We start from the raw sequence: 24285 nt of genomic DNA on the forward strand, positions 1-24285 counted from the left end.
GACGTGAGCGACATCCACTCGGTCGAGTTCGGCGAGACGCTGGACGACGCCGCGTTGATCGCAGAGCTCGTGACGGATGAACCGCTGCTCAGGATGAACTTCGTCAGCAGCGTCGACGGTGCCGCCACCCATCGCGGTCAGTCCGGCGGGCTCTCCGGTGAGGCGGACAAGCGGCTCTTCCAGCTGCTGCGCCGAGTGTGCGACGTCGTGCTCGTGGGGGCGGGCACGGTGCGCATCGAGGGCTACGAGGCGATGCGGGTGAGCGCGGAGTCCGTCCGCTGGCGGCACGCGGCCGGACTTCCCGAGCATCCCGTGTTCGCCATCGTGTCCGGTTCGCTCGACCTCGACCCCGCATCCAAGATCTTCACGGATGCCCCGGTGCGGCCGATCGTCATCACTACTGAGCGCGCTCCCGCCGGCGAACGCGCCAGGTTCGACGCGCTCGCCGATGTCATCGTCTGCGGCCAGGAGCTGGTCGATGTCGACGCCATGCTCGGCGAACTTCGCAGACGGGGGCTCGCGCACATCCTGTGCGAGGGCGGGCCGACGCTGTTCGGCACCCTGCTGGCCGCCGACGCGGTCGACGAATTGTGCATCACCATCAGCGCGCGACTGGAGTCCGGTCCGGCGCGGCGAATCGCGAACGGGACGCTCCCGGATGCGCGACAGCTGACCCTGAAGCGGGCGCTCGCTTCCGGTTCCACCCTGCTCTTGCGCTACGGTCGCGAAAAAACTGAAGACCGCTAGGTCTTCCCCTGTTCGGGGGGTATCGGTTAGCGTCAGCACCACTGCTCCGAACCGGAGCATCATTCGCGAGCGATCAAGGGAGATCATCATGCAGCGAAAGCACATCCGGCGCGTGTGCGCCATCGGGATCGGGGCGGCGCTGGCCGTCTCGTTCTCCGTCCCGGCCCTGGCCGACAACGGCACCGACACGACGGCGTTGAGGGACGCCGTGACGGCAGAGGGCCTGCTGGAACACCTCGAGGCGCTGCAGGCTGTCGCCGACGCCAATGACGGGAACCGCGCGGCCGGCACCTCCGGCTACGAGGCGTCCGCCGAGTACGTCGAGGCGCAGCTGCGCGCGGCCGGCTACGACCCGGTGCGGCAGTACTTCGAGTACCAGCAGTACGTCGAGAGCGCGGCCGGTCTGGAGCAGGTCAGTCCGAACCCGATCGTCTACGTCGACCAGGAAGACTTCGACATCATGGAGTTCTCCGGGTCCGGGGACGTGACAGCGCCGGTGACGGCGGTCGATGTGAACCTCGCGGGTGACCGCGCGTCGACCAGCGGCTGCGAGGCCGCCGACTTCGCGACCTTCCCGGCCGGGAACATCGCGCTCATGCAGCGCGGAACCTGCTCGTTCCGGCAGAAGGTGGACAATGCGGCCGCGGCTGGAGCTTCGGGAGCGATCGTCTTCAACCAGGGCAACGACGTGCCCGGTGACGACCGCTTCGGGCTGCTGTTCGGCACGCTGAACCCGCCGGCCGAGTTCGCGGACATCCCCGCCGCGGGGACGTCGTTCGAACTTGGCGCCGAGTTCGCGACCACTGAGGGACTCGTCCTGCGCATCCTCGCGGAGGCGACGCTCGAGACGGTCGAGACCTTCAATGTGCTGGCGGACACCGCGGGACGCACGGACCGCACGGTCGTGGTCGGGGCGCACCTCGACTCGGTGGCCGAGGGCCCTGGTATCAACGACAACGGCAGCGGCACCGCGGCCATCCTGGAGACCGCCATCCAGATCGCGGAGCTCGGCGATGACCCGAGGAACCGCATCCGGTTCGCCTTCTGGGGCGGCGAGGAGGACGGCCTGCAGGGCTCGTCCTACTACGTGTCGCAGCTGACGAAGCGGGAGATCAAGGATCACGCGCTGAACCTCAACTTCGACATGCTCGGGTCCACGAACTTCGTGCGCTTCGTCTACGACGGGGACGGCAACGCGTTCGGCACGGCCGGACCGAACGGTTCCAGCCGGATTGAAGCGGTGTTCCTGGACTACTTCGCGTCACAGGGTCTCGCAACCGAGCCGACCGCGTTCGACGGACGGAGCGACTACTTCGCGTTCATCAACAACGGCATTCCGGCCGGTGGACTGTTCACCGGTGCCGAGGACCCGAAGACCGCGGAGCAGGCGGCAGTCTTCGGCGGCACGGCAGGCGAAGCGCTCGACCCGTGCTACCACCAGGAATGCGACACTATCGAGAACGTCGACCTGACGGTGCTCGAGCAGATGGCGGATGCCGTTGCGCACTCGGTGTGGACGTTCGCGGAGACCACCTCCGCGGTCAACGGCACCGCGCGGGGTGGCGGTAACGGTGTTGCCAACCAGGAGTTCATGGGCAGCAACCTGCTGAAGTAGCTCCACCAACGACAGCGGGGCAGCCGGCGTGTGCCGGCTGCCCCGCTTGCGTGTCCGGGCCGGATGCGGCACCCCCATCGATGCCGCGCCCGTTTGTTATCGATGCCGGCGCTAGAGCGGCCGCATCGATAACAAACCCGAGCAGCGTCGCTTGAGGTCAGGCCGAGCGGACCCCATCGACGCGGCGCGGGATGCCCAACGGGTTGTCGTCGCGCAGCTCGTCGGGGAGCAGCGCCTGCGGCACGCCCTGGTAGGCGACCGGCCGCAGGAAGCGGCTGATCGCGGCGGTTCCCACCGAGGTCGAGGTCACCGCGGTGGTCGCCGGGTAGGGGCCGCCGTGCTGCTGCGCGTGCGTGACCGAGACGCCGGTGGGCCATTGGTTCCAGAGCAGGCGCCCAGCACGCTTGGCCAGCAGACGCAGCAGGTCGGGCGCGATCGCATCGCTCTCCTCGCCGACAACGGTCGCCGTGAGCTGACCCTCGATGATGCGAGCGACCTCGAGCAGCTGATTCTCGTCGTCGTACTCCACCACGAGCGCGGTGGGACCGAACACCTCGGCCATGACGCCATCCGGGTCCTCGAGCACCGCGTCGATCGTCGTGGCGAGGATCGACGGTGCGGGCGGGTCGCTCAGCGACCCCTCCGAGTCGACGATCACCCGCACCTTGCCGGTCTGCTGCAGCGCGGTCAGGCTCGTGCAGTACCCCTCCTGGATGCGCGAGTTGAGCAACGGCGCTGCTGCCGGAAGCTGCACCTCGGTGAGCCGGTCGGTGAAGTCGGAGCCGCGCGGCACGAAGATCACCCCGGGCTTGGTGCAGAACTGCCCCGCCCCGAGCGTGAACGATCCGACGAACTCGTGGGCGATGCTCTCCGAACGCTCGTGCGCTGCGGCGCGTGTGACGAACACTGGGTTGACGCTGCCGAGTTCGCCGTAGAACGGGATCGGCTCCGGGCGGGACTGGGCGAGGTCGAACAGCGCCCGACCGCCCGGGATCGACCCGGTGAAGGCGCCGGCCTTGACGAGCGGATGCTGGAGGGCGATCCGACCGGCTTCGGTGCCGTAGATGACGGTGAACAGCCCCTCTGGCGCACCGGCCGCGGCAAGCGCCCCGGCGACGATCTCGCCGGTCTGGCGGGAGAGTTCCGGATGCCCGGAGTGCGCCTTGAGGATGACGGAGCATCCGGCGGCGAGGGCGGATGCGGTGTCCCCGCCGGCGACGGAGAACGCGAACGGGAAGTTGCTGGCCGCGAACACGACGACCGGCCCGAGCGGAATGAGCACGCGCCGCAGGTCCGGACGGGGGGCGCCCATCGGCCAGTCGGGATCCGCGTGGTCGATGCGGGCGTCGAGGTAGCTGCCCTCGGCGAGCATCTCGGCGAACAGTCGCAACTGGAAGGTCGTGCGCTTCAGCTCCCCGCGCAGCCGGCCGTCGGCGAGGTTGGTCTCCGATGCGGCGAGCGGCACCAGGGTGTCGGCTGCCGCGTCGAGAGCGTCGGCGACCGCCTCGAGAGCCTCGGCGCGGACTCGCGCGGGCGTGACGGCCCACTGATCGGCCGCGGAATCCGCGAGGACGGCGATCTTTTCGATCTCGCTCGGTGTCGTTGGGGTGCTCATTGGTTCCTTACGCTTTGCGCCAGACAAGTTCCGGCCATGCTAGTTCGGACGTGCCATGATCGTCCAAGCCACTAATGACATGCGATGATGCACTATCGGTATTGAAGGCATGCGTCGACGCATGTCGAGGAGGGGGCGGGATGTTCACGTTCGATCAACTGCGAAGCTTCGTCGTCCTGGCGGAGGAGCTGCACTTCAGTCGGGCCGCCGACAAGCTGAATATGACCCAGCCGCCGCTGAGCAGGCAGATCCAGAAGCTCGAGGCCGAGCTGGGCTTCACCCTGTTCGACCGCAACAACAAGAGCGTCCAGCTGACCGCGGCCGGCAGCGCGTTCCGCAGCGAGGCGGAGAAGATCCTGAGCATCGCCGAGGCCTCCCGCGCGATGGCGCAGCGCATTGCGGACGGCTCGGCCGGCGAGATCAAGATCGGCATCACCGCGACCGGCATCATGGAGCTGCTCGGTGAGATTCTGGCGCGCCTCGACGTGCACGCGCCGGGGGTCGCCGTCGACATCGCCGAGATGGTCACCAAGGACCAGATCGCCGCGCTGCTGCGCGGATCCGTCGATATCGCCTTCGTGCGCGAGGTGCCACTGTCCGCCGAACTCGACTCGCTGCTCGTCCGGCAGGAGCCCCTGGTCGCCGCTATCAGCAACCGCCACCGGCTGGCGGTGACCTCGCGCGAACTGAGCGTGACGGAGCTCGAGGGGGAGCACGTCCTGACCTACTCGCCGGTCGACGCGCACTACTTCCGCGCGCTGGTCGACTCGGTCCTCAGCGAAGTTGCGACCCGGCCGAGCCAGCAGATCACCCAGGTGCACAGCATGCTGTCCCTCGTCGCGGCCAACAAGGGCATCGCTCTGGTGCCGTTCTCGGCGAGCAAGCTCGGGATGCCCGGGGTCGTCTTCCGGGGCATCCGGGAGCACAAGGAGGCGAAGGTCCGGCTGCACGCGGTGTGGCGCGCCGATAACTCGAACCCGGTGATGGGGGCGGCCGCCCGCGTGCTCCGGGAGCTCCACTCGGCCATCCCGGCCGAGCCGATTATGTCGTGAAGGTATTGACGGATATAAAAGAACTGTTGATCGGGTATGCACCCCTCCCTACAGTGGGGAAAACTGCCCGAAGGAGGTGACTCCTTCGTTTGGATACCACCATCAAACAAAGGACCACACCCAGTGACTGCCTACAGCCCGCAAGATCTCGCCAAGAAGATCGGCAGCGGACTTCTCTCGTTCCCCGTGACCGCGTTCGCCGCGGACCTGAGCCTTGACGAGACTCGCTACCGCGAGCACGTCGCGTGGATGAGCAGCCACGACGTCGCCGGTCTCTTCGCCGCCGGCGGCACCGGAGAGTACTTCTCGCTCAGCAACGACGAGATCCGCACCGTGGTCAACGCGGCCGTCGCTGAAGCCCGTGACGGTGTGCCGGTGCTTGCTCCTGCAGGCGGCTCGGTCGTCGACGCCATCGAACAGGCCCGCATCGCGGCCGAAGCCGGCGCAGCAGGCATCCTGCTGTTCCCGCCGTACCTCACCGAGGCCTCCCAGGACGGCCTCGCCGCCTACATCGAGGCGATCTGCCGCAGCACGCCGCTCGGCGTTGTCGTATACAGCCGCGCGAACATGTCACTGGATGCCGACACCGTCAGCCGGGTCGCGGAGCGCAACAGCAACCTGATCGGCTTCAAGGACGGGGTTGGCAGCCTCGATCAGATGACCAAGATCTACACCGCCCTCGGCGACCGCCTCATGTACGTCGGTGGACTGCCGACCGCTGAGACCTACGCGCTGCCGTACCTCGAGCTTGGCGTGACCACCTACTCGTCGGCGATGTTCAACTTCGTGCCGGAATTCGCGCTGCGCTTCTACGCCGCGGTGCGCGCAAAGGACCACGATTTCGTCTTCACCAGCCTGCGCGACTTCGTGCTGCCGTACCTCGACATCCGTGACCGCAAGCGCGGCTACGCGGTGTCGATCGTCAAGGCCGGCCTGAACGTGTCCGGCCGTCCGATCGGAGGCGTGCGTCCGCCGCTCACCGACCTCACCGAGGACGAGAACGCGCGTCTCGCCGAGCTCGTGCAGAAGGTCGCGCCCGTACAGGTGTAGTCCTCGCTCTGCCTTCGCCGGTGACCGCGGGACAACCGCGGTCACCGGCTCACCTTTCGATTCACACCTGGTAGGAACCATTGGAACTCAACAACACCGTTTCGATCGCGTCCGTGGAAGCGACAGACCCGCTTGTCGTCCTGAAGCAGGTCAACAAGTTCTACGGCGAGCACCACGTGCTCCGCGACATCAACACGGTCGTCAACCGTGGGGAGATCGTTGCGCTGATCGGTCCGTCCGGCGCCGGGAAGTCGACGCTGTGCCGGGCGATCAACCGGCTGGAGACCATCAGTTCCGGCGAGATCTACGTTGACGGTGTTGCCCTTCCGGAGGAGGGTCGCGCGCTCGCCAGCCTGCGCGCCGACGTCGGCATGGTGTTCCAGTCGTTCAACCTGTTCGCCCACAAGACGGTGCTCGAGAACGTCGCGCTCGGCCCTGTCATGGTGCGGCGGATGTCGAAGGGCGAGGCCAAAAAGGTCGCCATGGAGCACCTCGAGCGAGTCGGAGTGGCCAACCAGGCAGACAAGCTGCCTGCGCAGCTCTCCGGCGGCCAGCAGCAGCGCGTCGCGATTGCCCGCGCCCTCGCCATGAACCCCAAGGTCATGCTGTTCGACGAGCCGACCAGCGCGCTCGACCCGGAGATGGTGAGCGAGGTGCTGGACGTCATGCGCGCCCTCGCGCAGTCCGGGATGACCATGATCGTCGTCACCCACGAGATGGGCTTCGCGCGTGAGGCCGCGGACCGCATCGTCTTCATGGCTGACGGCCAGGTGGTGGAGGAATCGCCACCCGCCGAGTTCTTCACCGAAGCAAAGACCACCCGAGCGCGGGACTTCCTCCAGAAGATTCTCGCGCGCTGACCCACCACCAAGAGGAGAAACAATGAACAAGAGAAGGACCGCAGTGCTCGCCAGCGTCGCCGCACTGGGCGTGCTGTTGACCGGGTGCTCGTCCAGCGCCACGGCGACAGACCCCGCTGAAGAGGTGAAGTTCCCCGTCGCCGAGGAGATCACCCTCGAAGGCAGCGCGACCCTCGACGCAGCAGTCGAGCGCGGCAAGATCGTCATCGGTGTCAAGGAAGACCAGCCCGGCTTCGGTGTGCGCGACTCAGCCACCGGCATCCGTTCCGGCTTCGACATCGACCTGTCGCGCTGGATCGCAGCGGAGCTCGGCTTCGGCACCGACGACATCGAGTTCGTCACCATCCCGAGCCAGAGCCGCGAGCAGGCGCTCACCAACGGTGACGCCGACCTGATCATCGGCATGTACACGATCTCCGAGAAGCGCAAGGAGATGGTCGGGTTCGCCGGACCGTACATGACCAACGGCCAGAGCATCCTGGTGCGTTCGGACAACACCGACATCAAGGGCGAGGACGACCTGGCCGGGCACAAGGTGTGCTCGATCACCGGTTCCACCCCGATGCAGTACATCAAGGAGAACCACCCGGACGTCGAGCCGGTCGAGTTCGACAACATGGCTCAGTGCGTCGACGCGCTCGTCAACGGTCAGGTCGACGCGGTGACCACGGATGAGGCGCTGCTCATCGGTTACACGACCCTCGACCCCGAGAACCTCAAGGTGGTCGGAAAGCCGTTCACCCACGAGGGCTTCGGTATCGGCGTGAACCTGGAAGACGTCGCGCTGCGTCACTTCGTCAACGACCTGCTGGTCACCAAGGCGGATGTCCTCCAGTCGATCTACGACGACAACCTGGGCTCGTCGGGCGTCGCGTTCCAGACCGCAGAGGTCGACAACTACTAGGCAGCACCCGCGGGGCGGGGGAGGGGGCCGCACGGTCCTCTTCCCCGCCTACGAGATCGGAATTGAAATGCAGGTTCTCCTGGACAACCTCGACCTGTTTGTCCTGGGATTCACGAACACCGTCGTGATCTTCGCGATCTCCGCCGTGTTCTCGCTGATCCTCGGATGCGTCGTCGGCATCCTCCGGATCTCCCCCTCGACACCGATGCGCGCCGTCGGCACGGTCTACGTCAATACGCTGCGGAACACCCCGCTCGCGCTGCTGATGATGTTCTTCGCCCTGGGCTACCCGAAGATGGGACTGCCCAGTCTCGACTACACCACCCTCGCGATCATCGCGCTGGTGCTCTACACCGCCAGCTACGTCGCCGAGGTCTTCCGCTCCGGGATCAACTCCATCAACCGCGGGCAGACGGAAGCGGCCAGAGCGATCGGGCTCACCTTCACCCAGGTGCTGCGCGTCGTGCTCATCCCGCAGGCCTTCCGCAACGTGATGCCGCCGCTCGTCAGCGTGTTCATCGCGCTGCTCAAGAACACCACCGTCGCGAGCGGGTTCTCCGTGATGCAGGCCGGTGCGATCGCGGCGAACATGTCCGAGCGCGGTGAGAACCTCCTCGTCACGCTCCTCTGGGTCGCCCTGTTCTTCTTCATCCTCGTCATGGTCCTCGCCGCAGTGCAGAGGGCGTTCGAACGAAAGTGGGCGGTGTAATGGCGTACGCAACGCAGGAGCTCTTCGACGTGCTCGGCCCGAAGGGTCGGCGCAAGAGCAACATCGCCGGGTTCATCACGATCACCGTTGTCGTCGCGATCCTCGGCTTCATCGTCTTCCAGCTGTACCGGTCCGGTCAGTTCGACGCCAAGAAGTGGCAGCTCTTCAGCTTCCCGTTGGTGCAGGAGGAGATCCTCCGCACCACGATCTCGACCCTCAGCGTGTTCGCCGTCGGAGCGGCCCTCAGCCTGGTGCTCGGTGTCGTGCTGCTGCTCGGTCGGATCTCATCGGTGAAGTGGATCAGCGTCCTGTCCGCCTGGCTGACCGAGGCCTTCCGGGCGGTTCCGCTGCTCGTGCTGATGATGCTCCTGTACTACGGGCTCCCGGTGCTCGGGGCGACGTTCGTCACCCCGTTCTTCGCCGTGGCCGTCGGTCTCATGATCTACAACGGGGCGGTGTTCGCCGAGATCTTCCGCGCGGGCCTGAACTCGCTGCCGAAGGGACAGAGCGAAGCCGGCTACGCGGTCGGCCTGCGCCGCAGCCAGGTGCTTCGCGTCATCCTCGCGCCCCAGGCCATCCGGAACATGCTGCCGACCATCATCTCCCAGCTCGTCGTCGCTCTGAAGGACACCGCGCTCGGCTTCATGGTCACCTACCCGGAGCTGCTGTACCTGGCCAAGTTCTACGGAACCCAGATGCAGTACGGGAGCCCGATCATCCCGTCGGCGATCGTCATGGGATCGATCTACGTCCTGCTGTGCCTGCTCCTGTCGTGGATCGCGGTGCGTGTCGAGCGGTGGTCGAGCGGCGGAACCAAGCCGAGCGCGAAAGCCAAGAAGAAAGTGGCTGTACTTCAATATGACTGAGTTGACTGTCTCCCGGCTCCTGGCCTCTGTTACAGAGTCGGCGCCGCAAGCCATCGACGCGCTGGCCAAGAAGTACTTGGCCGCCGGCCGGCCGGTGATCGCGTTCGGTGCCGGCGAGCCCGACTTCGACACGCCGTCGTTCATCACGGATGCCGTCAAGCGCGCGGTCGACGACCCGGCCAATCACCACTACAGCGGGCCGTCCGGGTTGCCGAAGCTGCGTGAGGCGGTCGCTGCCTACACGAGCGAGTACACCGGGACCCCGTTCGCGGCCGACACCGTCTCCATCGCGAACGGCGGCAAGCAGGCGATCTACAACGCGCTGTCCGCGATCCTCGACCCGGGGGATGAGGTGCTGCTTCCTGCGCCGTACTGGACCAGCTACCCGGAGCAGGTCAAGCTCGCGGGTGGCGTGACAGTGCCCGTGGCCACCACGTTCGAGGCCGACTACAGGACGACGGTCGACGCGCTCGAGGCTGCGCGAACCGATCGCACCAAGGTGCTGATCTTCACCTCACCGTCCAACCCGACCGGGTCGGTCTACGACGAGGACGAGATCCGGGCGATCGGCGAATGGGTTACCGAGCACGGCATCTGGGTGCTTTCGGATGAGATCTACCACGACTTCGTGTACGACGACGCGCGCTTCGTGTCGATCTCCCGCTTCGTGCCGCGGGAGCAGCTGATCATCGTGAACGGGCTCGCAAAGTCCCACGTGCTCACCGGATGGCGCCTCGGCTGGGTGCTCGCGCCGGTTCCGATCGCCAGCGCGATCAAGAACTTCCAGTCGCACACCACCGGGAACGTGTCGAACCTGTCACAGCAGGCCGCTGTGGCCGCGCTTACCGACGGAGCGGACTTCCCTGCACGGATGCGCGAGGTCTTCGACCGCCGCAGGTCCATCGCCTTCGACATCCTCTCGTCGGTGAAGGGGTTCCGGGTGCCGCGGCCGCGCGGTGCCTTCTACCTCTTCCCGGAGGTCGGCTCGGTGCTCGACGGTCGGCTCAACCTCGACGGGGTCCCGGTCACGACCTCGTTAGCGCTCTCGAAGCTGCTGCTCGAGGAGATCGACGTCGCTGTGGTGCCCGGTGAGGCGTTCGGCGCGGACGGGTACCTGCGGTTCTCCTACGCGCTCGACGACGCTGCGCTCGTGGAGGGACTCACGCGCATCCGGGACTTCATGGACGCCCGGCTCTAGTCGCTTCGCGCGCGCCGCCATCGCGCCTCCCCGCTCAACCGACTGCCCGCTTGTTGACCGCGCGCCACATTAATCCGGCGCGCGGTCAACAAACCCGAGCAGCGTCGACGCGTGTCACACCCGTTTTGGGGGTGTGAGGGGGGAGCTCCCGCCTCTAAAGTTCGAGGCCACCGCTTTAGAAGTGTTCTACACCCGAAGAGGAGCACTACATGGTTCAGGCGACCCAGGAATTAGCGACCCAACGACCCGCCCTTGCACCGCGACGAGATCCAGCGTGGCAGGCCTTCGCCTTGCTGCGGATCATCTTCACCGTCGCGCCGATACTGTTCGGACTCGACAAATTCTTCAACATCCTCGTCCACTGGCCCATCTACCTGTACCCGAACGCACTCGTCATCACCGAGCAAGAGGCGATGTACGTCGTCGGCATCATCGAGATCGTCGCCGGTGTCGTCGTGGCCATCGTCCCCCGGTATGGGTCGCTGCTTGTGGTTGTCTGGCTCACCGCCATCATCGTCAACCTGCTCGCGGTGGGCAGCTTCTACGATGTCGCGCTTCGCGACTTCGGACTGCTGGTCGGAGCCCTCGCCCTGTGGCGGCTTTCCGTCGTCTACGCTCCCGGGCTTCCGTTCCGGATGCGGAAGAAGCCGTCAGCCTGACAGGACGGGCAAGTCCTCAGGCGACCAGCAACGCGTCGGCGTCGAGGATCTCGTACGAGTAGCCCTGCTCGGCCAGGAAGCGCTGGCGGTTCTGCGCGAAGTCCTGGTCGACGGTGTCGCGCGCGACCAGGGTGTAGAAGTTGGCGGGCAGGCCGCTCTCCTTGGGTCGCAGCAGCCGACCGAGTCGCTGCGCCTCCTCCTGGCGGGAGCCGAAGCTTCCGGAGACCTGGATCGCCACGGTCGCCTCCGGCAGGTCGACCGAGAAGTTGGCGACCTTGGACACCACCAGCACGGTGATCGACCCATCACGGAACGCCTGGTACAGCCGCTCCCTCTCGTCCACCGGGGTGGAGCCGGTCAGTGACGGTGCGCCGAGCGCATCCGCCAGCTGCTCGATCTGGTCCAGGTACTGGCCGATCACCAGGATGCGCTCGCCGGCGTGCTTGTCGACCAGCTGCCGCACGACCCTCAGCTTCGCGGGCGCGGTCGCCGCCAGGCGGTAGCGCTCATCGTCGGCGCTCGCCGCATACTCGAGCCGCTCCTGCTGCGGCAGGTCGACGCGCACCTCGTAGCAGGATGCCGGCGAGATAAAGCCTTGCGCCTCGATCTCCTTCCACGGCGCGTCGAAGCGCTTCGGCCCGATCAGGCTGAACACGTCGCCTTCGCGGCCGTCCTCCCGCACGAGCGTGGCGGTCAGCCCGAGCCGTCGCCGGGCCTGCAGCTCCGCGGTCAGCTTGAACACCGGCGCAGGCAGAAGGTGCACCTCGTCGTAGATGATCAGGCCCCAGTCCATCGCGTCGAGCAGGCCGAGGTGCGCGTACTCGCCCTTCCGCTTCGCGGTGAGGATCTGGTACGTCGCGATGGTGACCGGCTTGACCTCTTTGACCGCTCCGGAGTACTCGCCGATCTCATCCTCGGTCAGGGTGGTGCGGCGCAGCAGTTCGCTGCGCCACTGCCTGGCCGACACGGTGTTGGTGACGAGGATAAGCGTCGTCGTGCCCGCCCGCGCCATCGCGCCGGCGCCGACCAGGGTCTTCCCGGCGCCGCACGGCAGCACCACAACGCCGGAGCCGCCGGTGAAGAAGTTGTCCACCGCGTGGTCTTGGTACGGGCGCAGGTTCCAGTCGGCGGTGTCGAGGCTGATCTCGTGCGGTGTCCCCGGCGTGAAGCCGGCAAGGTCCTCGGCCGGCCAGCCGAGCTTCACCAGCTCCTGCTTGAGCTGCCCGCGCGCCCACGGCGCGACGGTGTAGCTGTCGGATGAGCGTTGCCCGGTGAGCAAGGGGGAGATGCGCTTGGCCCGCGAGATCTCGGTGAGCACCGCGGCATCCGTCGACCGCAAGACGAGGTCATCGCCGTCGCGTTCAATGACCAGCCGTCCGTAGCGGCCGACGGTCTCCCGGATGTCGATGGCCACCGACTGGGGGATCGGAAACTTCGCGTACCGCTCGAGTGTGCCGATCATGTCCTCGGCGTCATGTCCGGCAGCGCGCGCATTCCACAGCCCGAGGCGGGTGATCCGGTAGCTGTGCATGTGCTCAGGGGCGCGCTCGAGTTCGGCGAAGACCGCCAGGTCGTGCCGGGCATCCTCGGCCGCCGGGTGGGCGACCTCAAGCAGGACACTCCGGTCGCTCTGCACGATCAGGGGTCCGGGAGGCATCCGCGTATTCTACTCGCTACCCTTCGCCGACCGAGTGGATGCTCGCCAGAGGCAGGGTGCGTTCGACCCCCGAGCTGTTGTCCCGCGCGCGCAGCCGCCCGCCCGCGACACTGGTGGGCTCCAGGACGAAGGTCGTGACCGAGCCGTTCGGCATCGTCACGCGCACCGTGAGGGTCGAGCGCGCACGGATGGCGCTCTCCAGTTGCCGGACCAGCCAGGCCTGCCCGGTGTCCTGTGGCGCGTCGGCGTCCGCAGCGCGCAGTCGGTGGACCAGCCCGATGTACGGGTCCGGCGCATCCGGTACCGGGAGCGGTCGGTTGCGGCGGAGGTTGATCAGCCGGCCGACATCGTCCTCTGCGGCCACCGGGTAGCGGGCCTCGCTGAGGGTCCAGAACAGTTGAGCGGGGTCGCGCCGGCTTACCAGCCGATGCGGTCCTGTGGCGCGCAGCCCGAGTACGGCGAGCGACTGGTCGACCAGAACAGTGTGCAGCAGCTCCGTGTCGTCGGAGCGCACATAGCTGAACCCCTCGGTGCCGTCGAGCGACCCGACCCGCAGCGCCCCGAACCGGCGGGCTGTCTCGTCGATGAGGTACGCGAGGGGCTGAGGGATGCCGGTGAGGGAGACCGATTCCAGGAAGCCGGTGAGCGAATCGGCGGACTCGCCTCCGGCGAGCGCCCGGTTCAGGCTCGACGACGTGACCCGGTAGGTGGATGCGACCGCTCGACTCTGCGCGTCGGCCAGCGTGCGCAGGCGTGCATCGATCTCCGGGGTGAGGGGTCCGGGAGCGACGATCGACAGGTCGTGCTGCAGGTACACGTTGGACACCGACGGTGGCAACAGCGCCGAGATCGCCTCGACCGAGGCATCCGGTCCACCGGCCAGAAGCAGCCTGGCCGGGGTGGATGGGGTGTGGCGGGCGGTGACCCCGAGCAGTTCGCTCTCGCGCAGCCCGAGCTCGACTGCCTCCGCAAGCTGGCTTCCGCCCGCGGGAAACAGCCAGCCGATGAGCGGGCGCAGGTGGTCTCCGTGGTCGCGGAAACCGGCGAGCAGGGTGCGGAACGACTCCGGCAGCGAGTCAGCGAATGCGGTTGCGAGTCGGATCCAGCGGCCGGATGCCTCCAGGCCGAGCCAATCGTCCGCCGCGTCGGTCGCGTGCAGCTGCCCGGTGCCCTCCGACACCAGAGAAGCCCGCACCGCCATGCTGATGAACGCGAGAGTCACGTCGGTGTCGACCGCGAGCGCGTCGGCGAGGCGGCGCAGGTCGGGCTGGGAGATACCGCCGCGGGAGAGCCGGCGCGCGGGTTCGAGTTTCAGCTGGTGCAGCAGTTCGGCGACGGAGGTTCCGGTGAGGAAGGCGTGCTCCGCCGCGAGTGCGTCGACGGTTGCCTGCTCATCGTCGGTGAGAGTGGTGCCGGTGGGTTTGGGTTCATCGGCCAGGGCCGCGGCATCCGGCAGTCCCTGCCCGGGCCAGGCCGCGAGCCGCGCGCGGACCTCCTCGAACACCACAGGGCCGTCGGCCGACCCGTCGCCCAGCAGCAGCCGGTCGGCGCACTCCACCGCGACCCGGGTCACCGGCGCGCTGCCGGCGAACGCCGCGAGTGTCGGCCGGTCGACGGCGGCCAGCGCAGACTGGATCGCGCTGGGCGACAGCAGGGCATCGGCGGCGTCGAAGAAGTCCCGGATGCCGGTCGTCGCCAGTTTGCGGCGGCGAAGAGCGGCAATCAGGTCACTGTCGCTCAGCGAGCGGAGGCGTGCGGCGAGAGTCAGCGTGCTGGTCACGACCACCTCCCGCTCATGGTCATCCGCCGTTCGACTTGGCGGCGCGTCCGCGCCGTATGGCGCTCAGGATGAGCAGCGCGATGATGAGCACGAAGGCGACCGGAAGGCCGATAAGGGGCAGCATGATGACAACCGGCCAGATGCCCTCGCTGAAACCGTCGTTGTTTCCGACACCCATCGCGGTGGCGACGATTACGGCGATGAAGGCGAGCAGGGACAGGCCGACGATGGCGATGATCAGGAACGCCAGCAACCGTTCGCCACGGTTGATCCCGCCGGGTGTCGATGCTGTCACGAACTCAAGGATACGGGCATCCGATTGCCCGTAGTCTTATGGGAACCAAGTACGACCCCTGCGCGCCCCCGCGCTGACGGAAATGAGGAGTGGCATGCCGACCGGCAGAGTCAAGTTCTTTGACGAGGAGAAGGGCTTCGGCTTCATCAGTTCTGATGACGGCCAGGAGGTCTTTCTTCACGCTTCCGCCCTGCCCGCTGGCGTCACGGTGAAGGCCGGCACCAAGCTCGAGTTCGGCATCGCCGACGGCAAGCGTGGTGCGCAGGCTCTGTCGGTGCGGGTGGTCGAGGCGCCGCCCAGCGTGGTCAAGATGAACCGCAAGCCCGCCGACGACATGGCGATCATCATCGAGGACCTGGTCAAGCTGCTCGACGGCATCGGCGGCAACCTGAAGCGCGGCCGGTACCCCGACAACTCGCACAGCCGCAAGATCGCGGCGATGCTGCGCAAGGTCGCGGACGAACTGGATGTCTGAGCAGCCCGACATCCCCCTGGCGCGGGAGGCGCTGCTCGACGTCACGACGGCGGACACGATCGGCGACTTCGCGGGCACCCGCGACGACGGTGACGGCGTCACGACGCTGTTCTTCGACACCACCATGCGCGGCTACCGCGGGTGGCGCTGGACCGTGACCATCGCGCACGTGGCCGGACTCGAGCCGAGCGTGCTGGAGACCGAACTGACCCCCGGCGACGATGCACTGCTGTCGCCGGACTGGGTGCCGTGGTCAGACCGGATGGCCGAGTACCGCGCCGCGCAAGAGGCGGCAGGCGAGGACGCCGACGTCTCGGACGACGACGATGATGATGACGACGACCTGCACGACGAGGACGAGGACGACCTGCACGACGAGGACGACGTCGATGGCGTCGACATCGACGTCATCGCCGAGTCAGCGCTGGCGGATGATGGTGTAGACGAGCCCGATCAGGCCGATGACGATGCCGACGACGCAGGTCCACAGCCACCACGAGTTTCCCGCCGCCGCAAGCGGACCGGGCAGGAACAGCAGCACGACGAGGGCGACCAGCCAGAGTCCTAGGCCGAGCGCGATCGGCTTGCGGTCATCCGTCTTCACCGGCGGCGGGTCGGGCCGCCGTTCGTCGTCATGAAGCAACAACCGCATGCGCACAGGCTAGCGGCCGCCCGCCAGCGCCTCCACCACGAACTCGATGCTGCGAATCAGCTGGCGCACATCATCCGGCTCGATCGCAACGAAGGTCGCGACCCGCAACTGGTTGCGGCCGAGCTTCCGGTACGGCTCGGTGTCGACGATTCCGTTGGCCCGCAGCGTCTTCGCGACGGCTGAGGCGTCGACCGAGTCCGCGAAGTCGATGGTGACCACCACTTGCGAACGGTGATCGGGGTCGGCGACGAACGGTGTCGCGTAGTCGACGGATGCCGCCCAGTCGTAGAGTGCGCCGGATGACTCGCGGGTGCGGGCGTCCGCCCAGGCCAGGCCGCCGTTTCCGTTGATCCACTCCAATTGGCCCTCGAGCAGCACGAGGGTGGAAATCGCCGGGGTGTTCAGAGTCTGGTTCAGCCGGGAGTTGTCGATGGCGTTCTTCAGGCTGAGGAACTCCGGGATGTAGCGGCCGCTGGCCGCGATGCTCTCGGCCCGCTCGATCGCGGCGGGGGAGAACAGTGCGAACCAGAGGCCACCATCGGAGCCGAGGTTCTTCTGCGGGGCGAAGTAGTAGACATCTGTCTCGCTCGCGTGGAAGTCGATCCCGCCCGCGGCGCTGGTCGCATCGATGACGGTGAGTGCCCCCTCGGCGTCGACGCGGCGCACCGGCGCCATGACGCCGGTTGAGGTCTCGTTGTGGGTCCAGGCATAGACGTCGAAGCCTTCCGCGGGCTGCGGTTCACTGCGGGATCCGGCCGGCGCCTCGATGACCTGAGGCGGCACGAGGAACGGCGTCTTGGCGGCCTTGGCGAACTTGGAGCCGAACTCGCCGAAGGACAGGTGCTGACTGCGCGTGCGGATGAGGCCGAACGCCGCGGCATCCCAGAACGCGGTGGACCCGCCGTTGCCGAGGATCACCTCGTATCCGTCCGGGATGCGGAACAGCTCACCCAGACCCTCTCGGACGCGTCCGACCAGGTCCTTCACTGGCGCCTGGCGGTGCGAGGTGCCGAGCAGGTCGGCACCCGGGCCAGCCAGCGCCTCGAGCTGGGCGGGGCGGATCTTCGACGGCCCGCATCCGAATCGTCCGTCGGAGGGAAGCAGGTCTTCGGGGATCGTCACGTCCGTCATGAGCCAATTCTATTTGCTCAGGCGACGTCGCCCGCGGCCAACCGCTCAGGCCGCTCAGGTTAGGCTTGCCTTTGAGTTTGTGGGGGCAAGGAGGGCCGGATGACCGATCTGATCGACACGACAGAGATGTATCTGCGGACCATCTACGAGCTCGAGGAAGAGCACATCATCCCGCTTCGCGCCCGCATCAGCGAGCGGCTTGGGCATTCCGGTCCGACCGTGTCGCAGACCATCGGCCGGATGGAGCGGGACGGACTCGTCGTCGTCGAGAACGATCGTCAGCTGCGTTTGACCCAGGCCGGCCGCAGCAAGGCAGTCAACGTCATGCGCAAGCACCGGCTCGCGGAGCGGCTGCTGGCCGATGTCATCGGCCTCGACTGGGCTCTCGTGCATGAGGAGGCCTGCCGCTGGGAGCACGTGATGAGCGAGCAGGTTGAGCGGCGCATCATCGAGTTGCTGCAGCATCCGACCCACTCCCCGTACGGCAATCCGATTCCTGGCCTGTCCGACCTGGGCGAGAACGTGCAGACCGGGGCGTTCTCGGATGGCGTCGTCAACCTCGTGAACTTCGTGCACGGCGCGGTGGGTGCCCAGACTGGCGAGGTGAAGCGGCTCGGCGAGCCGGTGCAGTACGAGCCGGAGGTGCTCCAGCAGCTGCGTGCCGCGGGCCTGGTCCCCGGCGCCCACGCGAGCTTCACCTCGACGCCCGGCTACGTGCACGCGACGGTCGAGGGCAGCGATCAGAGCCTCGAGTTGCCGACGGATGTCGCCCAGCACATCTACGTCGCGGTTACACCTAAGAAAACAGCCGGGTAACGACCGCGTGCCCGTGCGTGATTAGTGGCGCGAATCGGGTTAGCCTTGAACGTCCGCTCAGCGCGTGAGCTGTAAAGGAAGAGTCGAATGATCAGAGGGCGAATCATCCAAACCGTGGATGAGCGCGCCCTTTTCTTCATACGACGCAGCAACGGGTACGCCTGCCAGGCGCACTTGGAGAACGACTGAGCACTGTCATTTGACAGTGCTTTCTTGTTTTTTTAGCTACTTCCGCTCATTCACTGACGGGCAGGACGAACACCTGCAAGCCGTGCAGGTTTCTTCGGAAGGATGAGCATGCGCACCCTGGTCCTGAACGCGGGCTTCGAGCCCCTTGCCGTCGTGTCCTTCAAGCGGGCACTGGTGTTGGTGATGAACGACAAGGCGACGATCCTCGCCGCAGACGATGACAATCCGGTGTTCGGTTCGTTCGGAGCGTACGACCGGCCATCCGTCATCCTGCTGACCAGGTACGTACGGATTCCACAGGGTCGGATGGTGCCGGTGAGCCGTCGTGGGGTGCTTCGTCGCGACGGGCACCGCTGCGCGTACTGCGGTGCCAACGCCACCACGATCGACCACGTGCTGCCGCGTTCGCGAGGCGGTGAGGACAGCTGGGAGAACCTGGTGGCCTGCTGCCTGCGTTGCAACAACGTCAAGGGTGACCGCACGCCCGCGGAGATGCATTGGGAGCTGAAGGTGCGACCGCGGCCGCCGCACGGGTCGGCCTGGCTGGTGCGCGGCATCGAGAGCCCGCTGCCGCAGTGGGATGACTTCCTGACGCCGGTCGCCGCCTGACCCCCTCCATCCCCTTAAGCTTCACGAGACTGCACAGACCTTCGTTCTGGGGCTCCATACTGCCGATTTGCGCAGTCTCGCGGGGTCGGAGAGGAGGGCCGGCCCGCTCACGCGTGACCGCTGTCGCTGCTGTGCCATGACGCCCACAATGCGGCATAGTCCCCACCCGCTGCCACCAGTTCGTCGTGATGGCCCAGCTCGACGATGTGCCCGTCCCGCATCACCGCGACCCGGTCGGCGTCGTGAGCGGTGTGCAGCCGGTGCGCGATCGCGACCACGGTGCGGCCTGCCAGCACGCGCTCGAGCGCTGTCTCCAGGGTTCGTGCTGCATTCGGGTCCAGCAGCGAGGTGGCCTCGTCGAGCACCAGGGTCTGCGGGTCGAGCAGCACGAGTCGGGCGAGCGCGACCTGCTGCGCCTGCGCGGGGGTCAGCAGCACCCCGCCCGAGCCGACCACGGTCTGCAGCCCGGTGGGCAGCGAGCGCATCCACTCCAACGCCCCGACCACCGACAATGCGTGCTCGAGCATCCCGTCGTCCGCGCCCGGCGCCGCCAGCTGCAAGTTCTGTGCGAGGGTTCCGACGAAGACGTGATGCTCCTGCGTCACCAGCGCGACGTGGGTGCGCAGCCGCTCGAGCGGCAGGTCGACGACCCGCACCCCACCGACGGTCACCGTGCCATCCGTTGGCGTGTCGATGCCGGCCAGCAGCCTGCCGAGGGTCGACTTGCCCGACCCGGATGGCCCGACGATCGCGAGCCGCTCGCCCACCTCCGGGTCCAGGTTGATGCCGTGCAGCACGTCCCGGCCGTGCGGGTAGGCGTAGCGCACGTCGCGCGCGAGCAGCGTGTCATCGGATGGCCGCGCATCCGGGATCGGGTGGCGGTCGGGTGGCACCTCGGCGACTCCGATGATGCGGGACAGCGCGGTCGCCCCGATCTGGATCTCGTCCATCCAGCCGAGCAGCTCGTTGACCGGCCCGATCAGCTGCGTGCCGTACAGCGCGACCGCGGCGACCTCGCCGACCGTGGCGTCGCCGGCCTGCACCAGCCAGGCGCCCCACGCGATGACCGCGACGATCGGCACGAGGAAGGACAGTTCCATCGACGGCAGCCACACCGTGCGCAAGCCCAGGGTGTAGCGCTCGGTCTCACGCCGTTCGTGCAGCGCGGCGTCGATCTTGCGTTGCTGGGCGGGCGCAATGCTGAGCGCCTCGATGGTGTGAGCGCCCTCCACGGTTTCGCTGACCACCCCGGTCAGCCGTGCGAACGACGCCAGCTGCCGCTGATAGCCCCTGCCAGAGCGCCTGAGGTACCAGCGGCTCACGGCGACGATGCTCGGCACGCCGACGAACAGCGCGAGCGCGACGAGCGGGTTGGTGAGCAGCGCGGCGATGATGGTGAGGATGGTGGTCACGCCCGCCACGAGGATTCGCGGCACACCGAACCGGACGGTCTGCGCGATGCTCTGGATGTCGCTGGTGGTGCGCGAGAGCAGGTCGCCGGTGCCCGCGCGTTCGACCGTGGACAGCGGCAGCGCGCCCACCGTGGCCATGAAGCGCTCCCGCAACGCGGCGAACACCGTCTCGCCGAGGACCATGGCCCGCTGCTGGGCGAACCTGCTGATGAAGCCCTGCCCGGCGAAGGCGGCGACCAGCGCCAGCGCGACCAGATTGACGGTCGTCAGGGTGGCGGTTCCCGAAGCGATGGCGTCGACGATCCGGCCGATCAACCAAGGGCCGGCGAGTCCGCAGAGCGAGGCCAGGGTGTGCAGCACGACCACCGAGGTGAGGGTGCGACCGTGGTGGCGGAGCAGCCGAGCCGCCTCCTGGCGTACCGTCCTCGTGTCAGCGATCGGCAGCAGCATCCGGGTGCCCCTCTGAATACACCGGGATGGCGCCGGTGTGCTCGGCGGCGTACCACAGCGTGTCGATGGCGCCGGTGCTGGCGTCGTCGAGCTCTTCGCCCTCTGCGGGTTCGGCGGCGCTCACTGTGCGCGCGACGATCGAGCGGTACAGGTAACCGGTGTCGTCCTCGCGGCGCAGCAACTCGGCGTGGCTGCCGCTGCCGACGACCCGGCCGTCCTGCATGACCCGGATGATGTCCATGCGGTCGAGCACCAGCGGGCTGGCGCTGACGACCACCGTCGTGCGGCCCTCCCGCGCGTGCCGCAGGCGGGTCGCGATCTGCGACTCGGTGTGTGCGTCGAGCGCGCTGGTCGGCTCGATGAGCACGAGCACCTCGGCGTCGGTGAGGAGCACCCGCGCCAGGCTGAGCCGCTGGCGCTGTCCGCCGGAGAAGGACCGGCCCCGTTCAGCCACCGTCTGCCGCAGCCCGTCCGGCAGCCCCTCGACCGTCTCGGTGGCGGCGGCATCGTCCACCGCGCGGCTCACGGCCCGGAACTGCCCGGTCTCCGTCCCCTCGAACGCCGGGTCGCGCGCCCGCTTGACGTCCAGCCCGTCGATGAGCGCGCCACCGAACAGGTGCGGGTGGGCGTCGCTCACCACGATCCTCTTGCGCAGTTCCCGGATCGGCACCCTCCTGTGGTCGACGGCTCCCCACAGCACCGGCGCATCCGCGTGCGCGCTGTCGTCGAACCGGCCGAGCCTGGTCGCGACTGCCGCCGCCGCATCCGGGTTAGCGTCCACCAGGCCGGTGAACTGGCCGGGTTCGACGACGACACCGGATGCCACGTCCACCAGTTCCGCACCCACCGGCGGCGCGCTTGCGGGCGAGGCGACGTCGCGCGCCGCCGGCTGGATTCGCAGCACGTCGAGCACCCGTCGGGTGGCGACGATGCCTTTCGCGAACACCTGGGTCGCCTCGACGCCCGTGCGGAGCGGGATGACCAGGAAGGTCGCGTAGCCGTAGAAGGAGATCAGTTCGCCGGCGCTGATGGTGCCGGCGAGCACCAGGCGCGCCCCGTACCAGACGATGAAGGCCAGGAATACGCCGGGCAGGAAGACCTGCAACCCATCCAGCCAGGACTGGAGCTTGGCCAGGTGCACTCCGGCGCGGCGCACCAGCTGGGAGCGCGCGGCATAGCGGGCGATGAACTCGTCCTCGCCGCCGATGCCACGCAGCACCCGAAGCCCGGCGACGGTGTCGGCACCGAGGGTGGTGAGCAGGCCGGTCTGCTCGCGCCACACGGTCTGCCTTGTCTGCAGCGGCCGCAGCAGCAACGCCAGGAGTCCGCCGAGCACCGGGACCCCGATCAGCACAACCAGTCCGAGCTCCACCGAGGTTGCGAGCATGATCGCGGACACGACCAGGTAGGCGACGATGCCGCCGCTCAGGCGTGCCACGACATCGAACATGGCGCCCAGGCTCAGTGCGTCCGTGGACACCGTGGCCACGATCTCCCCGGATGGCGTGGTCGCGGTGATCGCGGACCCGGTCTCGGCGGAGTGGTGGCCGATCAGCCGGCCGATCTGCAGGGATGCCCGCACCAGGTTCTTCACCGCCATCCGGTGGCGCAGCGCGCCGGACACGGCCTGCACCACGGCGACCGCGAGCAGCAGCCCGCACCACAGCCACACCTCTGCCGATTGCGCTGCGACACCATCGTCGATGGCCCGCCCGAGCAGGTACGGCCAGAGTGCCTGGCAGAGCATCCAGATGACACCGAAGGTCACTCCACCGATCAGGAACCGCTTCTGGCGGCTGGCCTGCCAGAGCAGGAAGCGGGGAACCGACTCGAGATTCGGCCGGTCTGCGGATGGTGCTGTGCCGCTCATCGAAGAGGTCACTTCCGCGATGCTACGCCGCGAGTCGAACCGCTACTAGATCAGCACCGGGGTGGCGCCCATGGCTGGTTGATCGACCGCACGAGTAGCCTCGATTTCGGGAGGCGCTGTGACCGAGAACTGGACCGTCGACGATCACCTGCGGGGAGCCGACCCGGCGCAGGTCGAGTTGTATCGCGCGGTGGAGGCGATCATCCGGGAGTGCGGGCCGGTCACTCTGTCGGTTTCCAAGACGACCATCACGTTCAAAGGTTCGAGTCGCGGCTTCGCGGGTGCCCGCCCGTCCAAGTTCGGTGTGGACGGGTATCTGGACCTGATGCGGTCCCTGGTCGGTGACCGGCGCATCCGGAGCGCGAGCCCGTACCAGCGCAACCTGTTCGTGAACCACTTCCGGGTGTCGTCGCTGGCGGACCTCGACGAGTCGTTCCGCGGCTGGGTCGCCGAGGCGTACGCGGTGGGGGAGGGGGCCCACCACCTGGGCTAGTCGAGGCCGAGCACCTTCTGGATGGTGGTGACGACGCCGTTCTCCTCGTTGGACGGCGCGATGTAGCGGGCGGCGGCGAGGACGTCCGGATGCGCGTTCGCGACGGCGAAGGACAGATCGGCCGCGGCGAGCAGACCGAGGTCGTTCAGGTAGTCACCGAAGGCCATCGTCTGTGCGGAGGTGACGCCGAGCTTCTCCTGAAGGCGGTGCACGACCGTCGCCTTGCTGGCATCCGGGCTCATCACGTCGACCCAATGGCCGCCCGAGAGCACCACCTGCTGGTCGGATGCTGCCTTCTCGAGCGCTGGCAGCGTGCGCGCCTCGGCGTCACCGAAGTCGTAGACCGCGACCTTGAGGAACTCGTCGTCAACGCGCGTGAGGTCATCGACGTCGGCGAGTTCGAGGTAGTACTTCTCGGCCTCCTGCCGGAACGCCCGCTCGGAGCGCTCGACGTACGCGGACCGCTTGCCGCAGACCACCGCGCCGAGATCGAGTCCGGTCTCGACCAGTTCGCGGACCGTGCGCACGAGCCCGTGGACGACATCAGTGCCGATGGTCGCTGAACTCAGCTCCTCCCCGTCGCGGACCACGTACGCGCCGTTCTCGGCGATGAACACCATGCCGTCGGCTTCCCGCTCGAACAGGTGCGCGAGCATCGCGTACTGGCGCCCGCTGGCCGGGCTGAAGGTGATGCCTCGCTCGTGCAGTTGGTGCAGGAGCGGCCAAAGGGAATCCGGGACCTGCTTGTCGCCATCGAGCAGGGTTCCGTCCAGGTCGGCGACGATCAGCCGGACGTCCTGTCCGGGTGCAGGGAGTGTGCGCTCAGCCATCCGGTCAGGCTACGTGCCGCACCTGTGCGAGCGGGATGCGTCAGTCGGCGCCCCAGACGGACTTCGAGCTGCGCGCGTCGGAACGCGGACGCGCGCGCGGCCGCGTGCCTGGCCGCCAGACGATCGCTCCGGCGAACAGCCAGAGCAGCATCGCCAGGCTGCCCACGCTTGCCAGCCACGCGGCGATCGCAAACTGAGTGGCCCCGGCGCTTGCGCCGAAGTAGGACGCCTCGCTCGCTCCCGCCATGGCGAACAACACCGCCAGCGTGAGGGTCACCCACCCTATGTGGAGCAGCGCCTTCAGATACGGATTCGCCTGAGCAGAACTCGCCATGCGCTGAACCTACAGCC

At 67.6% G+C, this 24285-nt stretch carries 24 protein-coding genes and 1 pseudogene; 15 read left to right on the plus strand and 10 right to left on the minus strand.

Annotated features, from left to right (window positions below; genetic code table 11):
- Positions 1 to 3: 3 nt before the first annotated feature.
- Together IRG63_RS12315 and IRG63_RS12320 are read left to right on the plus strand one after the other, a co-directional pair.
- A complete protein-coding gene (locus IRG63_RS12315) occupies positions 4 to 747 on the plus strand; it encodes a pyrimidine reductase family protein (protein WP_370566261.1) in 744 nt (247 codons plus the stop codon).
- 88 nt (positions 748 to 835) lie between these two features.
- Complete coding sequence (locus IRG63_RS12320; RefSeq protein ID WP_168626366.1) at positions 836 to 2362, plus strand: M20/M25/M40 family metallo-hydrolase; 1527 nt, start codon at positions 836 to 838, stop codon at positions 2360 to 2362.
- A gap of 157 nt (positions 2363 to 2519) precedes the next feature.
- Here the strand turns inward: IRG63_RS12320 and IRG63_RS12325 are convergent, their stop codons facing one another.
- Positions 2520 to 3977, minus strand: coding sequence for an aldehyde dehydrogenase (NADP(+)) (locus IRG63_RS12325; protein WP_193510312.1), 1458 nt, complete (start codon positions 3975 to 3977; stop codon positions 2520 to 2522).
- Positions 3978 to 4117: 140 nt separating this feature from the next.
- Here IRG63_RS12325 and IRG63_RS12330 point away from each other — a divergent pair, with 140 nt between their 5' ends.
- The 8 genes from IRG63_RS12330 (at position 4118) to IRG63_RS12365 (ending at position 11275) form a co-directional block, all read left to right on the plus strand.
- Entirely contained in the window at positions 4118 to 5029 is a 912-nt protein-coding gene (locus IRG63_RS12330; RefSeq protein WP_193510313.1) for a LysR family transcriptional regulator, read from the plus strand.
- Between the two features lie 123 nt (positions 5030 to 5152).
- Positions 5153 to 6079: a 5-dehydro-4-deoxyglucarate dehydratase gene (gene kdgD / locus IRG63_RS12335; protein ID WP_168626369.1), complete on the plus strand. Its 927-nt coding sequence runs from the start codon at positions 5153 to 5155 to the stop codon at positions 6077 to 6079.
- 113 nt (positions 6080 to 6192) lie between these two features.
- Complete coding sequence (locus IRG63_RS12340; protein WP_193510314.1) at positions 6193 to 6939, plus strand: amino acid ABC transporter ATP-binding protein; 747 nt, start codon at positions 6193 to 6195, stop codon at positions 6937 to 6939.
- 22 nt (positions 6940 to 6961) lie between these two features.
- Positions 6962 to 7843 carry a glutamate ABC transporter substrate-binding protein gene (locus IRG63_RS12345; protein WP_193510315.1) on the plus strand — a complete coding sequence of 294 codons (882 nt, stop codon included), beginning with the start codon at positions 6962 to 6964 and terminating at the stop codon, positions 7841 to 7843.
- Positions 7844 to 7910: 67 nt separating this feature from the next.
- Positions 7911 to 8552 carry an amino acid ABC transporter permease gene (locus IRG63_RS12350; RefSeq protein ID WP_168626371.1) on the plus strand — a complete coding sequence of 214 codons (642 nt, stop codon included), beginning with the start codon at positions 7911 to 7913 and terminating at the stop codon, positions 8550 to 8552.
- Positions 8552 to 9418, plus strand: coding sequence for an amino acid ABC transporter permease (locus IRG63_RS12355; RefSeq protein WP_193510316.1), 867 nt, complete (start codon positions 8552 to 8554; stop codon positions 9416 to 9418). Before IRG63_RS12350 ends, IRG63_RS12355 begins: the two co-directional genes overlap by 1 nt.
- Positions 9411 to 10616, plus strand: coding sequence for a pyridoxal phosphate-dependent aminotransferase (locus IRG63_RS12360; protein WP_193510317.1), 1206 nt, complete (start codon positions 9411 to 9413; stop codon positions 10614 to 10616). The genes IRG63_RS12355 and IRG63_RS12360 overlap by 8 nt, the downstream gene beginning before the upstream one ends.
- A gap of 209 nt (positions 10617 to 10825) precedes the next feature.
- Positions 10826 to 11275, plus strand: coding sequence for a hypothetical protein (locus tag IRG63_RS12365; RefSeq protein WP_193510318.1), 450 nt, complete (start codon positions 10826 to 10828; stop codon positions 11273 to 11275).
- 16 nt (positions 11276 to 11291) lie between these two features.
- On the opposite strand, the gene IRG63_RS12370 is transcribed toward IRG63_RS12365, so the two are convergent.
- From IRG63_RS12370 to IRG63_RS12380, 3 genes are read right to left on the minus strand one after another with little or no spacing between them, the layout of a single operon-like run.
- Positions 11292 to 12932 carry a DNA repair helicase XPB gene (locus IRG63_RS12370; RefSeq protein ID WP_193510319.1) on the minus strand — a complete coding sequence of 547 codons (1641 nt, stop codon included), beginning with the start codon at positions 12930 to 12932 and terminating at the stop codon, positions 11292 to 11294.
- Positions 12933 to 12948: 16 nt separating this feature from the next.
- Complete coding sequence (locus IRG63_RS12375; RefSeq protein WP_168626376.1) at positions 12949 to 14712, minus strand: helicase-associated domain-containing protein; 1764 nt, start codon at positions 14710 to 14712, stop codon at positions 12949 to 12951.
- Positions 14713 to 14731: 19 nt separating this feature from the next.
- Entirely contained in the window at positions 14732 to 15007 is a 276-nt protein-coding gene (locus tag IRG63_RS12380) for a multidrug ABC transporter ATPase (RefSeq protein ID WP_168626377.1), read from the minus strand.
- Positions 15008 to 15101: 94 nt separating this feature from the next.
- Here IRG63_RS12380 and IRG63_RS12385 point away from each other — a divergent pair, with 94 nt between their 5' ends.
- Positions 15102 to 15482: a cold-shock protein gene (locus tag IRG63_RS12385; RefSeq protein WP_168626378.1), complete on the plus strand. Its 381-nt coding sequence runs from the start codon at positions 15102 to 15104 to the stop codon at positions 15480 to 15482.
- Positions 15475 to 16050, plus strand: coding sequence for a DUF3027 domain-containing protein (locus IRG63_RS12390; RefSeq protein WP_227412150.1), 576 nt, complete (start codon positions 15475 to 15477; stop codon positions 16048 to 16050). Before IRG63_RS12385 ends, IRG63_RS12390 begins: the two co-directional genes overlap by 8 nt.
- Here the strand turns inward: IRG63_RS12390 and IRG63_RS13870 are convergent.
- Positions 15985 to 16134: pseudogene (locus IRG63_RS13870) on the minus strand (DUF2530 domain-containing protein); the annotation flags it as partial. The gene IRG63_RS12390 and the pseudogene IRG63_RS13870 overlap by 66 nt on opposite strands.
- 9 nt (positions 16135 to 16143) lie before the next feature.
- Positions 16144 to 17265, minus strand: coding sequence for a phosphoserine transaminase (gene serC, locus IRG63_RS12400; RefSeq protein ID WP_193510320.1), 1122 nt, complete (start codon positions 17263 to 17265; stop codon positions 16144 to 16146).
- Between the two features lie 99 nt (positions 17266 to 17364).
- On the opposite strand from serC, the gene IRG63_RS12405 reads away from it, so the two are divergent.
- Together IRG63_RS12405 and IRG63_RS12410 are read left to right on the plus strand one after the other, a co-directional pair.
- Positions 17365 to 18081, plus strand: a complete 717-nt coding sequence (locus IRG63_RS12405) for a metal-dependent transcriptional regulator (protein ID WP_193510321.1) — start codon at positions 17365 to 17367, stop codon at positions 18079 to 18081.
- A 297-nt stretch (positions 18082 to 18378) separates the two neighbouring features.
- Positions 18379 to 18879 (plus strand): HNH endonuclease, encoded by a 501-nt coding sequence (locus IRG63_RS12410; protein WP_168626382.1) that lies wholly within the window; start codon positions 18379 to 18381, stop codon positions 18877 to 18879.
- Between the two features lie 107 nt (positions 18880 to 18986).
- On the opposite strand, the gene IRG63_RS12415 is transcribed toward IRG63_RS12410, so the two are convergent.
- Together IRG63_RS12415 and IRG63_RS12420 are read right to left on the minus strand one after the other, a co-directional pair.
- Positions 18987 to 20741, minus strand: a complete 1755-nt coding sequence (locus IRG63_RS12415; protein ID WP_193510322.1) for an ABC transporter ATP-binding protein — start codon at positions 20739 to 20741, stop codon at positions 18987 to 18989.
- Entirely contained in the window at positions 20722 to 22623 is a 1902-nt protein-coding gene (locus IRG63_RS12420) for an ABC transporter ATP-binding protein (protein WP_370566262.1), read from the minus strand. The genes IRG63_RS12415 and IRG63_RS12420 overlap by 20 nt, the downstream gene beginning before the upstream one ends.
- A 106-nt stretch (positions 22624 to 22729) precedes the next feature.
- On the opposite strand from IRG63_RS12420, the gene IRG63_RS12425 reads away from it, so the two are divergent.
- On the plus strand, positions 22730 to 23104 hold the full coding sequence (locus IRG63_RS12425; RefSeq protein ID WP_193510323.1) for a DUF5655 domain-containing protein: 375 nt from the start codon (positions 22730 to 22732) through the stop codon (positions 23102 to 23104).
- On the opposite strand, the gene IRG63_RS12430 is transcribed toward IRG63_RS12425, so the two are convergent.
- Together IRG63_RS12430 and IRG63_RS12435 are read right to left on the minus strand one after the other, a co-directional pair.
- Positions 23101 to 23934: a Cof-type HAD-IIB family hydrolase gene (locus tag IRG63_RS12430; RefSeq protein WP_193510324.1), complete on the minus strand. Its 834-nt coding sequence runs from the start codon at positions 23932 to 23934 to the stop codon at positions 23101 to 23103. The genes IRG63_RS12425 and IRG63_RS12430 overlap by 4 nt on opposite strands.
- 40 nt (positions 23935 to 23974) lie before the next feature.
- Entirely contained in the window at positions 23975 to 24268 is a 294-nt protein-coding gene (locus tag IRG63_RS12435) for a hypothetical protein (RefSeq protein WP_168626386.1), read from the minus strand.
- Positions 24269 to 24285: the final 17 nt, after the last annotated feature.

It is taken from the genome of Cryobacterium sp. BB736 (assembly GCF_014980265.1).
Taxonomy (GTDB): Bacteria; Actinomycetota; Actinomycetes; order Actinomycetales; family Microbacteriaceae; genus Terrimesophilobacter.

Bases quoted from the DNA above. Each gene is read 5' to 3' on its own strand.
- IRG63_RS12435 (WP_168626386.1), bottom strand. From the start codon at position 24,268: ATGGCGAGTTCTGCTCAGGCGAATCCGTATCTGAAGGCGCTGCTCCAC.
- IRG63_RS12345 (WP_193510315.1), top strand. From the start codon at position 6,962: ATGAACAAGAGAAGGACCGCAGTGCTCGCCAGCGTCGCCGCACTGGGC.
- IRG63_RS12370 (WP_193510319.1), bottom strand. From the start codon at position 12,932: ATGCCTCCCGGACCCCTGATCGTGCAGAGCGACCGGAGTGTCCTGCTT.
- IRG63_RS12415 (WP_193510322.1), bottom strand. From the start codon at position 20,741: ATGCTGCTGCCGATCGCTGACACGAGGACGGTACGCCAGGAGGCGGCT.
- IRG63_RS12320 (WP_168626366.1), top strand. From the start codon at position 836: ATGCAGCGAAAGCACATCCGGCGCGTGTGCGCCATCGGGATCGGGGCG.
- IRG63_RS12405 (WP_193510321.1), top strand. From the start codon at position 17,365: ATGACCGATCTGATCGACACGACAGAGATGTATCTGCGGACCATCTAC.
- serC (WP_193510320.1), bottom strand. From the start codon at position 17,265: ATGACGGACGTGACGATCCCCGAAGACCTGCTTCCCTCCGACGGACGA.
- IRG63_RS12355 (WP_193510316.1), top strand. From the start codon at position 8,552: ATGGCGTACGCAACGCAGGAGCTCTTCGACGTGCTCGGCCCGAAGGGT.
- IRG63_RS12430 (WP_193510324.1), bottom strand. From the start codon at position 23,934: ATGGCTGAGCGCACACTCCCTGCACCCGGACAGGACGTCCGGCTGATC.
- IRG63_RS12325 (WP_193510312.1), bottom strand. From the start codon at position 3,977: ATGAGCACCCCAACGACACCGAGCGAGATCGAAAAGATCGCCGTCCTC.
- IRG63_RS12385 (WP_168626378.1), top strand. From the start codon at position 15,102: ATGCCGACCGGCAGAGTCAAGTTCTTTGACGAGGAGAAGGGCTTCGGC.
- IRG63_RS12360 (WP_193510317.1), top strand. From the start codon at position 9,411: ATGACTGAGTTGACTGTCTCCCGGCTCCTGGCCTCTGTTACAGAGTCG.
- IRG63_RS12410 (WP_168626382.1), top strand. From the start codon at position 18,379: ATGCGCACCCTGGTCCTGAACGCGGGCTTCGAGCCCCTTGCCGTCGTG.
- IRG63_RS12350 (WP_168626371.1), top strand. From the start codon at position 7,911: ATGCAGGTTCTCCTGGACAACCTCGACCTGTTTGTCCTGGGATTCACG.
- IRG63_RS12330 (WP_193510313.1), top strand. From the start codon at position 4,118: ATGTTCACGTTCGATCAACTGCGAAGCTTCGTCGTCCTGGCGGAGGAG.
- IRG63_RS12390 (WP_227412150.1), top strand. From the start codon at position 15,475: ATGTCTGAGCAGCCCGACATCCCCCTGGCGCGGGAGGCGCTGCTCGAC.
- IRG63_RS12365 (WP_193510318.1), top strand. From the start codon at position 10,826: ATGGTTCAGGCGACCCAGGAATTAGCGACCCAACGACCCGCCCTTGCA.